We start from the raw sequence: 11,895 nt of genomic DNA, 5'->3' as shown, positions 1-11,895 counted from the left end.
CACAGTTACTGCACAGCATATGAACCCTGTGCAGTACCTGTGGGAGCTGGCTTGCCGGCGATAGGGCCGGTGCAGGTATAGTGATTCAGCCTTCCTCTGGCCAGAGCCGCAGCGGCTTGCCTTCGGCCGGCCAGAAGCGCATCTGCTCCACCGGCGACACATCCCAGCGCTCTACCGTTTCCAGCGCCTGCAAAAAGCGCTTTTCCTGCTCCATCAACGCCGGCGCGCACAGCTTGCGGGTCTTGCCGACCTTGCCGAAGCTCAGGCGCTCGCCCTCCAGCGTATACGGCGCAAACCAGTGGTTGCAGCCGCCATTGCCGTAGGCGCGGCCGTCGCTGGCCAGGGTCAGGGTCAGGTGGCTGTAGTCGATCAGCGGGCGTTCGCCAATCCACTCCAGCACGTAGCTGCGCTCCTGTTGCAGCTTTGAAGGTTGTGCGGCGCAGCCGAGCAGGCCGGTGGCAATCAGCACGCCGGTCAGCAGATTCTTCACTCGGCGCTCTCCTGGCAACGCGGGCACAGGTGTTTTTCGCCACGGCTGGCCCAACCCAGTTCGGCAATGCGTGCGCTGGCGGCGGGCTGACGGGCTTTCTTGCCCAGCTTGGCGTCCACGGCAAATTCAAAATCCAGCACAGCGTCGCAGCTGTCGCACTCGACCTGCCAGGTAAGGATTTCCAGTTCGTTGAACACCGGTCCGCTGGCCACGGCGACCCACTGACCGCGCGGGTTGATCAGGTGGCGCACGCTGTCCACGGTCAATCGCATGGACAAATCCTTGCTGCCCTTGAGGGTCACCAGCAGGGTGTCGCCTTTATGCATCGAACCACCGTTGCCGGTGACCTGATAGCGGCCCGGCACCAGTGCACGGCACTCGATCAGGGTGTGTTGCGGGTTGAAAAGGGTGTAGCGGAAATCGTGCTCGACCATGGGTCCTCCAGAAATGCCGCGTATCCTAGCACTAACCCATTACCAGATTCTGTGGATTGCCTGCCGCCCAGCGGTTGATGTTGTCGAGCGTGGTCGCGGCAATGGCGTCCAGCGCCTCGCGGGTAAGGAAGGCCTGGTGGGCAGTGATGATCACGTTGGGGAAAGTCAGCAGGCGGGCCAGCACATCGTCTTGCAGCGGCAGGTCGGAGCGATCCTCGAAGAACAGCTGGGCTTCTTCTTCGTAGACGTCCAGGCCCAGGTAGCCAAGCTGGCCGCTTTTCAGCGCCTCGATCAGTGCCGGGGTGTCGACCAGTGCGCCACGGCCCGTATTGATCAGCATGGCGCCGGGCTGCAGCTGGGCCAGGCTTTGTGCATTGATCAGGTGCCGGGTGTGCTCGGTCAGCGGGCAGTGCAGGCTGATGATACGGGCTTCGCGCAGCAGCTCGGGCAAGGTCAGGTAGCGCGCGCCGAGGGCCAGCAGCTCCGGGTTGGGGTAAGGGTCGTAGGCCAGCAATTGGCAGCCGAAGCCGGCCATGATGCGGGCGAAGGCAACGCCGATCTGGCCGGTGCCGACCACGCCGACGGTTTTGCCATGCAGGTCGAAACCGGTCAGCCCGTGCAGGGTGAAGTCGCCTTCGCGGGTGCGGTTGTAGGCCCGGTGCAGGCGCCGGTTGAGGGCCAGGATCAGCGCCACGGCGTGTTCGGCCACGGCGTGTGGCGAGTAGGCTGGCACGCGCACCACGGCAAGGCCCAGGCGCTTGGCAGCGGCCAGGTCGACGTGGTTGTAGCCGGCCGAACGCAGGGCGATCAGGCGTGTGCCGCCTTCCGCCAGGTGCTGGAGCACCGGGGCGTCGAGTTCGTCATTGATAAAGGCGCAAACAACTTCATGGCCACTGGCCAGGGCGGCGGTGTCGAGGGTCAGGCGAGCGGGCTGGAAATGCAGCTCCAGCGCGCTGCCGCGGGCGGCCTGGGTAAAGCTTTCCTGGTCGTAATGCTGGCTGCTGAACAACAGGGTGCGCATGGTGAAGGTTTCCTTTGTGGTACATGCCTTGTGTTGGCCGCTGCCCGTGAGATCGAGCGCCGAATCTATCCGTTCAGGCACTTAGTCTGCCCTGCGCCGCCAGCCGGCTGATTGCGCCGTCCAGCTCATCCAGCGCTTGCTGCGCCTGTGGGTGTTCCTGCTTGAGCAAGGTCTCGCTGCGCTGGCACGCGGCGCGCAGCTGCGGCACGCCGCAATAGCGCGAGGCACCGTTCAGGCGGTGTACCTGTTCTATCAGGCGGTCGCGGTCGTCCGCCTCGCGAGCAGCGCGTATGGCATCGCGGTCCGCGTCCAGCGACGAAAGCAGCATGCTCAGCATGTCGGCCGCCAGGTCCGCCTTGCCCGCCGCCAGGCGCAGGCCTTCTTCGGGGTCGAGCACCTTCAGGTCATCACTGCTGGTCGCTTGCTCGGCCTGCGCCTGTTGCGGCACGCCCAGGCTCAGGCCGGTCCACTTCATCACCACCTGGGCCAGTTGCCGCTCGCTGATCGGCTTGGTCAGGTAGTCGTCCATGCCGGCGTGCAGCAAGGCGCGTTTTTCGTTGGCCATGGCATGGGCGGTAAGGGCGACTATCGGCAATGGGTTGCCACTTTGGGTGTTTTCCCAGAGGCGGATCTGCTCGGTGCAGACACGGCCGTCCATGCCGGGCATCTGCACGTCCATCAGCACCAGGTCGAACGGTTCATCCTGCACGGCCTGTACCGCTGCATAGCCGTTGTCGACGGCCAGCACCTCGGCGCCCAGGTCTTCGAGCAGGGTCTGCACCAGCAGCAGGTTGGCGGCATTGTCGTCGACGCAGAGGACCTTCGGCTGGCGCTGGCTGTTGAGGCTCTGTGCCTCGCTCTGCGGGCGGCGCGGTTGCACCAGTTCCATCAGCAGGCGGCGCAGTTTGCGGGTGCAGGTGGGCTTTGATAGCAACTGGCCATGGCCGTTGGGCAGGTACGGGTGGTACAGCGCCTGCTCGGTGGTCGGGCACAACACCACGCACTGGCAGTGGTAACGTTCAAGCTGCTGGTGGTAGTGGCCCAGTTGCTCGGGCGAAAGGTTGCCCAGGTTGGCCCCGAGCACGGCGAACTCGAACGGCAGGCCGGCCTGGCTGGCAGCCTGAACCGCCTGCAGCAACTGGTCGTAGGAAGCAAACAGGCTAACGCTGAGGCCGCAGTCTTCCAGCTGGTGCTCCAGCGCCTGGCGCGCCAGCTCGTGGCCATCGACGATGGCTGCGCGGCGGCCCAGCAGCGGCTGCATCGGCTGCTCCTCGAGGTCGTCGTGGGCTTTGGGCAGGTTAAGGCTGATCCAGAACTGCGAGCCCTCGCCCGGGGTGCTGTCGACACCGATTTCGCCGCCCATCTGCTCGATCAGGCGCTTGGATATCACCAGCCCCAGCCCTGTGCCGCCGGGTTGGCGGGCCAGCGAGTTGTCGGCCTGGCTGAAGGCCTGGAACAGCGTGCGCACCTCCTGCGGCGACAGGCCGATACCGGTGTCCTGCACGCTGATGCGCAGCTGCGCGCTGTCTTCGTGCTCGTCTTCGAGCATGGCCCGCACGACTATGGTCCCCTCGCGGGTGAACTTGATGGCGTTGCTGACCAGGTTGGTGAGGATCTGCTTGAGCCGCAGCGGGTCGCCGATCAGCGAAGACGGGGTGTCGCGGTAGATCAGGCTGAGCAATTCCAGCTGCTTGGCGTGGGCGGCCGGGGCGAGGATGGTCAGCGTGTCCTGGATCAGGTCGCGCAGGTTGAACGGAATGCTGTCGAGCACCAGCTTGCCAGCCTCGATCTTGGAGAAGTCGAGGATCTCGTTGATGATCCCCAGCAGGTTGTCGGCGGATTTCTCGATGGTGTTCAGGTAGTCCAGCTGACGTGGCGTCAGCTCGCTTTTCTGCAGCAGATGGGTAAAGCCGAGGATGCCGTTGAGCGGGGTGCGGATCTCGTGGCTCATGTTGGCCAGGAACTCAGACTTGATGCGGCTGGCCTCGAGGGCCTCCTTGCGCGCCATGTCCAGCTCGATGTTCTGGATTTCGATGGTTTCCAGGTTCTGGCGTACGTCTTCGGTGGCCTGATCGATGCTGTGCTGCAGTTCTTCGTGGGCGTTTTGCAGGGTTTCGGCCATGCGGTTGATGCCGCGGGCCAGCTCGTCCAGCTCGTGGCTGCCCATGGTCGGCAGGCGCTCTTCGAGGTGGCCGTCCTTGAGCTGATTGACCGCGTGCTTGATGCGTTCGATGGGGTCGTTGATGGTGCGGCTCATTCGCAGCGCCAGCAGGCCGCTGAGAACCAGGCAGGCAAGGATCAGCAACAGGCTGGTGAACAGGTTGCGGTAGCCACGCAGCAGGGTGCCGTCGTGTGACAGCTCGATCTCGACCCAGCCTAGCAGGCGCTCGGCTTCGGCCGGCACGGCATCGGTGGCGAGGTCGCGGTGGTGGCCGAATACGGGCATCAAATAGCGGGTGGCGTCATTGCCGCTGCGCTGCAGCAATTGCGTGCCGGTACCGCCGCTTGGCGGCTGGTTGAGCATGCTCGGGCCGGCGTGTGCCAGGCGCGTGCGGTCCGGGGCCAGGAAGGCAACGGCGCGTACGTCGGCCTGCTCCAGGGTTTGCGCGGCAATGCGCTCCAGTTGTGCGGGCGCAAGCCGGGCCATGGCGGGCGCAGCCAATGGCGCCAGTTGCTCGGCGATCATCTTGCCGCGTTGCAACAGCTGGGTGCGCAGGTCGTTCTGTTGCAGCCAGGTGAAGTAACTGCCCAGCACCAGGGCCATCAGGCCGGCAGGCAGCAGGGCCAGTAGCAGAACCCGGCTGCGGATTCCCAAGCGATCGAGCACACTCGCCTCCTGTGATGTGCCTGGAAGCCGTCAAGCGATGACGGCCAAGCCGGGAAGTTACTCCGCCTGCAGCGCTATTGCACCTCTTTAGTCGCTGTTTTGCGTTGTTGCCGGGGCATTGGTCGCAGGGCGGTTGCCTGACCGGTAGTGGATACTCAATAATTGCGCAATTGAGAATGCATGGCAGTTGCCAATGAATCCTGTAGCTATTTACAACTCCAATATCCTCGCCATCGAGGATGACCCGGTCCTGGGTGCCTACCTGCATGAAGAGCTGCAACGTGGCGGCTTCCAGGTCACCTGGTGCCGTAATGGGCTGGAGGGCCTGGAAACGGCTGGTCGCGAGGTTTTCGATGTGGTGCTCATGGATATTCTGCTGCCCGGTCTGAACGGCCTGGACGCCCTGGCGCAGCTGCGCAAGCGCAGCGCTACGCCGGTGATCCTGATGTCGGCGCTGGGTGCCGAGGCCGACCGCATCAGTGGCTTCCAGCGCGGGGCCGACGATTACCTGCCCAAGCCCTTCAGCATGGCCGAGCTGCAGGTGCGCATCGAGGCAATCCTGCGCCGGGTGGCCCTCGAACGCCGTCATCAAGCCCCGCAGGAGCAGGCTGCCTGCGGCGAGCTGCAGTTCGACGAGGGGCTGTGCGATGTACGCCTGAATGGCCGCCTGGCAGGCCTGACCCCCAGCGAGTACCGGCTGTTCGACATCCTCAACCGCAACTTCGATGATGTGCTGAGCAAGCCGTTCCTTTACCAGCAGGTGTTGCAGCGCGGCTATTCGCGGCACGACCGCAGCCTGGACATGCACGTCAGCCAGATCCGCCGCAAGCTCAAGGGCATCGACTATCACGAGCGGCAGATCCGTACCGTGTGGGGCAAGGGTTACGTACTCAGCACCGGCGAGGCAGAGTGAGCCATGCTTGACCGCCATTCGCTGTTCTGGAAGCTGGCCATCCTGCTGGTGGGCTTTTGCCTGCTGATGATCGGCCTCAGTTACACGTGGGGCCGGCACATGGAGATCCAGAATGCCTTCCTCTCGGAACCGGCGCGGCAGACGCTGCGAGGCTACGCCAGTGAGGCTGAGCAGGCGTGGCGCAGCGGTGGGCGGGAAGGGCTGGACCAGTGGGTGACGGCGATGCACCAGCGCGAACGGGGCTGGGTTGGCGTGCTCGATATCAACCTGCGACCGCTCGACAGCGCTACTCTCAATCCGCAGATCATGCAGCGGCTGACGCGCCTGCGCGGTGTCGACTGGCCGATGAGCCGGCGCAGCGTCGACCAGCCGTGGGTACGCATACCGTTCCCGGGGGCACCGGAGGAGGGCATGCTGGTGATCGAACTGCCGCAGCGGTTCAACCCGGACCAGTACCGGTTGCTGTGGCGCATCGTCACCAACGGCATCATCCCTGGCCTGTTCACCTTGCTGTTGTGCGTGGGCCTGTACCGTATGTTGATCGTGCCGCTGAACCAGCTGCGTGAGCAGGCCAATGCCTGGCGCGCCGATCAGCTATCGGCGCGCCTCGACTCGCGCACCATTGCCCGGCATGACGAACTGGGCGAGCTGGCCCGCGCTTTCGACCAGATGGCCGAGCGGCTGCAGGGCACGGTGGCCATGCAGCAGCAGTTGCTGCGCGACCTGTCCCACGAAATGCGCACGCCATTGAGCCGGTTACGGGTGGCCTGCGACGGCGAAACCGACCTGCAGCGCCTGCGCGAGCGCCTGACCCGTGAAGTGGACTGCATGCAGCAGTTGGTGGAGGACACCCTGCAGCTGGCCTGGCAGGACGCCGAGCGTGCGCCGATGAACCTGGAACCCATCGAACTCCACGCGCTTTGGGAATTGCTGGCCGAAAATGCCAGCTACGAGAGTGGTTGGTCGCCCGCGCGGCTGCGCTGCGAAGTACCGGCCGACTGCTGGGTGCAAGGCAACCTCAACCATCTGGCCCAGGCGCTGGAAAACATCTTGCGCAATGCCATTCGTCACTCGCCGCCCGAGGGCGTGGTGCGCCTGGGTGGGCAGCGCGAAGGCAGTTATTGGTGGCTGTGGCTGGAGGACGAGGGTGGCGGTGTGGCTGAAGAAGACTTGGAGCGGATCTTCGCACCCTTCTCGCGGCTGGACGGTTCTCGGCCGGGGGATGGTGGTTTTGGCCTGGGCTTGAGCATCGCCCGCAGTGCCATCCAGCGCCAGGGCGGCACCTTGTGGGCGCAGAATGGCAAGCATGGGCTGCGGCTGTGGATGCGATTGCCGTTACATGTGCCGGCCCCTTCGCGGGTAAACCCGCTCCCACAGGTACAGCATTTATCCTGAGTGCAGCGCGATCCCTGTGGGAGCGGGCGAGCCCGCGAAGAGGACGCTGCGGATCATCGATATAGCTTGTAGCTATATGGACCACAGATTGCGTGATATGGCCGCGAGGGGTTTGCCGGTATGATAGGCGCCCCTGCCGTCCGGATTGTGAAATACACCATGACCTTGCAGTACCCAACCATCGCCGATTGCGTCGGCAATACGCCCCTGGTTCGCCTGCAGCGCATTGCTGGTGAAACCAGCAACACCCTCCTGCTCAAGCTCGAAGGTAACAATCCTGCCGGCTCGGTGAAGGACCGCCCGGCGCTGTCTATGATCACCCGCGCCGAACTGCGGGGCCAGATCAAGCCCGGCGACACCCTGATCGAAGCCACGTCCGGCAACACCGGTATCGCCTTGGCGATGGCGGCGGCGATCAAGGGCTACAAGATGATCCTGATCATGCCCGACAACTCCACCGCCGAGCGCAAGGCCGCCATGACCGCCTATGGCGCCGAGCTGATCCTGGTGACCAAGGAGGAGGGCATGGAAGGCGCCCGCGACCTGGCCGAGAAGCTGCAGGCCGAAGGCCGCGGCCTGGTGCTCGACCAGTTCGCCAACGGCGACAATCCGATTGCCCACTACAACAGCACCGGCCCTGAGATCTGGCAGCAGACCCAGGGCAACATTACCCATTTCGTCAGCTCCATGGGTACCACCGGCACCATCATGGGCTGCTCGCAATACCTCAAGGAGCAGAATCCGGCGGTACAGATCATCGGCCTGCAACCTATGGAAGGCTCGGCCATTCCGGGCATTCGCCGCTGGCCCGAGGAATACCTGCCGAAAATCTTCGACGCCACCCGCGTCGACCGCGTGGTCGACATGTCGCAGCAGGAAGCCGAAGAAACCACCCGCCGCCTTGCCCGTGAAGAGGGCATTTTTTGCGGCGTGTCCTCAGGTGGTGCGGTTGCAGCCATGCTGCGCCTCTCCCGCGAAGTGGAAAATGCCGTGATGGTCGCGATCATCTGCGACCGCGGCGACCGTTACCTGTCCACCGGCCTGTTTGATCCGAGCTAAATGTCCAAGAAAAAAAGCAACAGTGGCCTGCGCTTCCAGCCGGCCGGCGGCAACCGCACCCCCCAGGTCCCCGTGGGCAAGAAGCAGCGCTTGGACATCGAGCGCCTGGCCGGTGACGGCCGTGGCATCGCCTTCCTCGACGGGCGTACCTGGTTCGTCAGTGGTGCCCTGGCCGGTGAGGCCGTGGAGGCGCGGGTGCTCAACGCCCGTGGCAAAGTGGTCGAGGCCCGCCTGGAGCGGCTGCTGCAGGCCAGCCCCGAGCGCCGTGAGGCACCGTGCCGCCATTATGCGCGCTGTGGTGGCTGCAACCTGCAGCATCTGCCGCATGATGCGCAGCTGGCGCTCAAGCAGCGCACCCTTGCCGAGCAACTGCAGCGGGTGGCCGGCGTGCAACCCGAGGAATGGGCCGCACCTCTGAGCGGGCCGGAATTCGGCTACCGGCGCCGAGCCCGTGTGGCCGTGCGCTGGGACGTCAAAGCGCGTCAGCTGGAGGTGGGCTTCCGTGCCGAAGCCAGCCAGGACATCATTGCCATCGACGATTGCGCAGTGCTGGTACAGCCCTTGCAGTCCATTCTGCGCCACTTGCCGACGGTGCTGCGCTCGTTGAGCAAACCGCAGGCGCTGGGCCACGTGGAACTGTTCAGTGGCACCGCCGAGGCAGTGTTGGTGCGCCACGTTGCGCCGCTGCCGGCAGAAGACCTGGCAAAGTTGCAGGCGTTCTGCGAACAGGCCAATGCCCAGCTGTGGCTGCAAGGTGAAGATGAGCCGGCGCCGGTGGACCCTGCCGCGCAACTGGGCTTTGCCCTGGCGCCGTGGCAGCTTGAGCTGGCCTGGCGCCCAGGTGACTTCGTGCAGGTGAATGCCCAGGTCAACACGGCGATGATCGAGCAGGCCCTGGGCTGGCTCGCGCCGCAGGCCGACGAGCGGGTGCTGGACCTGTTCTGCGGCCTGGGCAACTTTGCCCTGCCGCTGGCCCGCAAGGCCCGCGAGGTAGTGGCTGTCGAAGGTGTACAGGCCATGGTCGATCGGGCTGCGGCCAATGCCCGGAACAACAATGTGCATAACGCACGGTTTTTTCAGGCCGATTTATCGCAGCCTTTGGCAGGCACCGGATGGGCCGCCGAGGGCTTTTCTGCGGTACTCTTGGATCCACCGCGCGACGGTGCGTTCGAGGTGGTGCAAGGCATCGCACGCCTCCAGGCCAAACGGCTGGTTTACGTATCGTGCAACCCGGCCACGCTGGCGCGAGACGCGCAGGTGCTGGTCGGCCAGGGGTACCGGTTAAAAAGGGCCGGGATTCTCGACATGTTTCCTCAAACGGCGCATGTCGAGGCCATGGCGTTATTCGAAGCGGGCTAGCAGACTGGCCCCTTGGTGTGGCTTCCATGGAATGGCAGCCACACGGTGATCGCCAGCGCACCCGTGTGGTGCGCTGTATGGAAAGGTAAAACAAAGATGGTACAGGTGAGAGTGCACCAGCCGGTCAACACCGACGGCAGTATCAATCTCGAAGGATGGTTGGACCATGTGGTAAGCGTCGATTCGGCACTGGATCGCGCAGCGCTCAAAGAAGCCTGCGAGTTTGCCCATGAGATCGAGAAAAAGGGCAACCCGGCCAAGCATTCCTGGGCGGACGGTACGTCCAGCTTCCAGGCGGGCCTGGAAATTGCCGAAATCCTGGCTGACCTCAAGCTGGACCAGGATTCCCTGGTGGCCGCGGTCATCTACCGTTCGGTACGCGAGGGCAAGGTGACCCTGGCCGAGGTCAGCCAGCGGTTCGGTCCGGTGGTGTCCAAGCTGATCGACGGCGTGTTGCGCATGGCCGCCATCAGCGCCAGCCTCAGCCCGCGGCAGTCGCTGGTGCTGGGCTCGCAGGCGCAGGTCGAGAACCTGCGCAAGATGCTCGTGGCCATGGTCGATGATGTGCGTGTGGCACTGATCAAGCTGGCCGAGCGTACCTGCGCGATCCGTGCGGTCAAGGCCGCCGACGACGAGAAACGCCTGCGTGTCGCGCGTGAGGTATTCGACATCTATGCGCCGCTGGCGCACCGCCTGGGTATCGGCCACATCAAGTGGGAGCTGGAAGACCTGTCCTTCCGCTACCTCGAACCCGACCAGTACAAGCAGATCGCCAAACTGCTGCACGAGCGCCGGCTGGACCGCGAACGCTTCATCAGCGACGTGATGAACCAGCTGCAGAACGAGCTGCTGGCCACGGGCGTCAATGCCGACATCAGCGGCCGGGCGAAACATATCTACTCGATCTGGCGCAAGATGCAACGCAAAGGCCTGGAATTCAGCCAGATCTACGACGTGCGTGCAGTGCGCGTGCTGGTGCCGGAAATTCGCGACTGCTACACCGCGCTGGGTATCGTGCACACGCTGTGGCGGCACATCCCCAAAGAGTTCGACGACTACATCGCCAACCCCAAGGAAAACGGCTACCGCTCGCTGCACACCGCAGTCATCGGCCCCGAGGGCAAGGTGCTGGAGGTGCAGATCCGCACCCACGGCATGCATGAAGAAGCCGAGCTGGGGGTTTGTGCCCACTGGCGCTACAAGGGCACCGACGTAAAGCCCAGCTCCAACCATTACGAAGAGAAGATCTCCTGGCTGCGCCAGGTGCTGGAATGGCACGAAGAGCTGGGCGACATCGGTGGCCTGGTCGAGCAGTTGCGGGTCGACATCGAGCCGGACCGGGTCTACGTGTTCACCCCTGACGGCCACGCCATCGACCTGCCCAAAGGGGCGACCCCGCTGGACTTCGCCTACCGTGTGCACACCGAAATCGGCCACAACTGCCGGGGTGCCAAGATCAACGGCCGTATCGTGCCGCTGAACTACAGCCTGCAGACCGGTGAGCAGGTGGAGATCATCACCAGCAAGCACGGCAACCCCAGCCGTGACTGGTTGAACTCCAACCTGGGCTACGTCACCACCTCGCGGGCGCGGGCCAAGATCGTGCACTGGTTCAAACTGCAGGCGCGTGACCAGAACGTCGCCGCCGGCAAGACCTTGCTCGAGCGCGAGCTCAGCCGCCTGGGCTTGCCGCAGGTGGACTTCGAACGGCTGGCCGAGAAGACCAACGTCAAGACCGCCGAGGACATGTTCGCCTCGCTCGGCGCGGGCGACCTGCGCCTGGCCCACCTGGTCAACGCCGCTCAGCAGTTGCTGGAGCCCGAGCGTATCGAGCAGATCGAGCTGGTGCCGCGCAAGCCTACCGGGCCGCGTACCGGCAAGCGTGGTGACATCCAGATTCAGGGGGTCGGCAACCTGCTGACGCAGATGGCCGGGTGCTGCCAGCCACTGCCGGGCGATGCCATTGTCGGTTACATCACCCAGGGCCGAGGCGTGAGCATCCACCGCCAGGACTGCGCCTCGGTGCTGCAACTGGCGGGCAAGGAGCCGGAGCGCATGATCCAGGTGAGCTGGGGGCCGATCCCGGTGCAGACCTACCCGGTCGACATCGTCATCCGCGCCTACGACCGCCCAGGGCTGCTGCGGGATGTGTCGCAGGTGCTGCTGAACGAGAAGATCAACGTGCTGGCGGTGAACACCCGCTCGAACAAGGAAGACAACACGGCGCTGATGTCGCTGACTATCGAGATTCCGGGCCTGGACGCGCTGGGGCGCCTGCTGGGACGAATTTCGCAGTTGCCGAACATCATCGAGACGCGGCGTAATAGAACCCCTTGAGACCGGGGCGCCTGCTTCGCGGGTAAACCCGCTCCCACAGGTACGTTACAGGTGCTCGAT

Annotated in this window: 9 protein-coding genes; 5 read left to right on the top strand and 4 right to left on the bottom strand. The window is 64.4% G+C overall.

Annotated elements, in window-relative coordinates:
• Nucleotides 1-85: 85 nt before the first annotated feature.
• The 4 genes from ACN6NG_RS23195 to ACN6NG_RS23180 form a co-directional block, all read right to left on the bottom strand.
• Nucleotides 86-490 carry an META domain-containing protein gene (locus ACN6NG_RS23195; protein WP_063424706.1) on the bottom strand — a complete coding sequence of 135 codons (405 nt, stop codon included), beginning with the start codon at nucleotides 488-490 and terminating at the stop codon, nucleotides 86-88.
• Complete coding sequence (locus ACN6NG_RS23190) at nucleotides 487-924, bottom strand: hypothetical protein (protein WP_016501120.1); 438 nt, start codon at nucleotides 922-924, stop codon at nucleotides 487-489. The genes ACN6NG_RS23195 and ACN6NG_RS23190 overlap by 4 nt, the downstream gene beginning before the upstream one ends.
• Nucleotides 925-955: 31 nt before the next feature.
• Nucleotides 956-1,945 (bottom strand): 2-hydroxyacid dehydrogenase, encoded by a 990-nt coding sequence (locus tag ACN6NG_RS23185; protein WP_474316438.1) that lies wholly within the window; start codon nucleotides 1,943-1,945, stop codon nucleotides 956-958.
• Nucleotides 1,946-2,018: 73 nt separating this feature from the next.
• The gene (locus tag ACN6NG_RS23180; RefSeq protein ID WP_474316437.1) at nucleotides 2,019-4,772 is read right to left on the bottom strand and encodes a response regulator; all 2,754 of its coding nucleotides are present in this window, start codon (nucleotides 4,770-4,772) and stop codon (nucleotides 2,019-2,021) included.
• A 193-nt stretch (nucleotides 4,773-4,965) separates the two neighbouring features.
• On the opposite strand from ACN6NG_RS23180, the gene ACN6NG_RS23175 reads away from it, so the two are divergent.
• The 5 genes from ACN6NG_RS23175 (at nucleotide 4,966) to relA (ending at nucleotide 11,835) form a co-directional block, all read left to right on the top strand.
• Entirely contained in the window at nucleotides 4,966-5,685 is a 720-nt protein-coding gene (locus tag ACN6NG_RS23175; RefSeq protein WP_232877173.1) for a response regulator transcription factor, read from the top strand.
• A gap of 3 nt (nucleotides 5,686-5,688) precedes the next feature.
• Nucleotides 5,689-7,080, top strand: a complete 1,392-nt coding sequence (locus ACN6NG_RS23170; RefSeq protein ID WP_353457276.1) for a sensor histidine kinase — start codon at nucleotides 5,689-5,691, stop codon at nucleotides 7,078-7,080.
• Between the two features lie 159 nt (nucleotides 7,081-7,239).
• Nucleotides 7,240-8,139, top strand: coding sequence for a cysteine synthase CysM (cysM, locus tag ACN6NG_RS23165; protein ID WP_353457275.1), 900 nt, complete (start codon nucleotides 7,240-7,242; stop codon nucleotides 8,137-8,139).
• Nucleotides 8,140-9,498, top strand: a complete 1,359-nt coding sequence (gene rlmD / locus ACN6NG_RS23160; RefSeq protein ID WP_232877186.1) for a 23S rRNA (uracil(1939)-C(5))-methyltransferase RlmD — start codon at nucleotides 8,140-8,142, stop codon at nucleotides 9,496-9,498. It begins immediately after the preceding gene.
• Between the two features lie 96 nt (nucleotides 9,499-9,594).
• Nucleotides 9,595-11,835 carry a GTP diphosphokinase gene (gene relA, locus ACN6NG_RS23155; RefSeq protein ID WP_019473071.1) on the top strand — a complete coding sequence of 747 codons (2,241 nt, stop codon included), beginning with the start codon at nucleotides 9,595-9,597 and terminating at the stop codon, nucleotides 11,833-11,835.
• Nucleotides 11,836-11,895 lie beyond the last annotated feature (60 nt).

The organism is Pseudomonas sp. TSO6 (assembly GCF_056098905.1).
Note: the sequence above shows the minus strand (reverse complement) of the source record. Positions and strands in the feature narration are given on the sequence as shown.

What these genes read in the sequence shown, in the direction of transcription:
- ACN6NG_RS23190 (WP_016501120.1), bottom strand. Translation starts at nt 924, where the DNA reads ATGGTCGAGCACGATTTCCGCTACACCCTTTTCAACCCGCAACACACC.
- ACN6NG_RS23185 (WP_474316438.1), bottom strand. Translation starts at nt 1,945, where the DNA reads ATGCGCACCCTGTTGTTCAGCAGCCAGCATTACGACCAGGAAAGCTTT.
- ACN6NG_RS23175 (WP_232877173.1), top strand. Translation starts at nt 4,966, where the DNA reads ATGAATCCTGTAGCTATTTACAACTCCAATATCCTCGCCATCGAGGAT.
- ACN6NG_RS23170 (WP_353457276.1), top strand. Translation starts at nt 5,689, where the DNA reads ATGCTTGACCGCCATTCGCTGTTCTGGAAGCTGGCCATCCTGCTGGTG.
- cysM (WP_353457275.1), top strand. Translation starts at nt 7,240, where the DNA reads ATGACCTTGCAGTACCCAACCATCGCCGATTGCGTCGGCAATACGCCC.
- rlmD (WP_232877186.1), top strand. Translation starts at nt 8,140, where the DNA reads ATGTCCAAGAAAAAAAGCAACAGTGGCCTGCGCTTCCAGCCGGCCGGC.
- relA (WP_019473071.1), top strand. Translation starts at nt 9,595, where the DNA reads ATGGTACAGGTGAGAGTGCACCAGCCGGTCAACACCGACGGCAGTATC.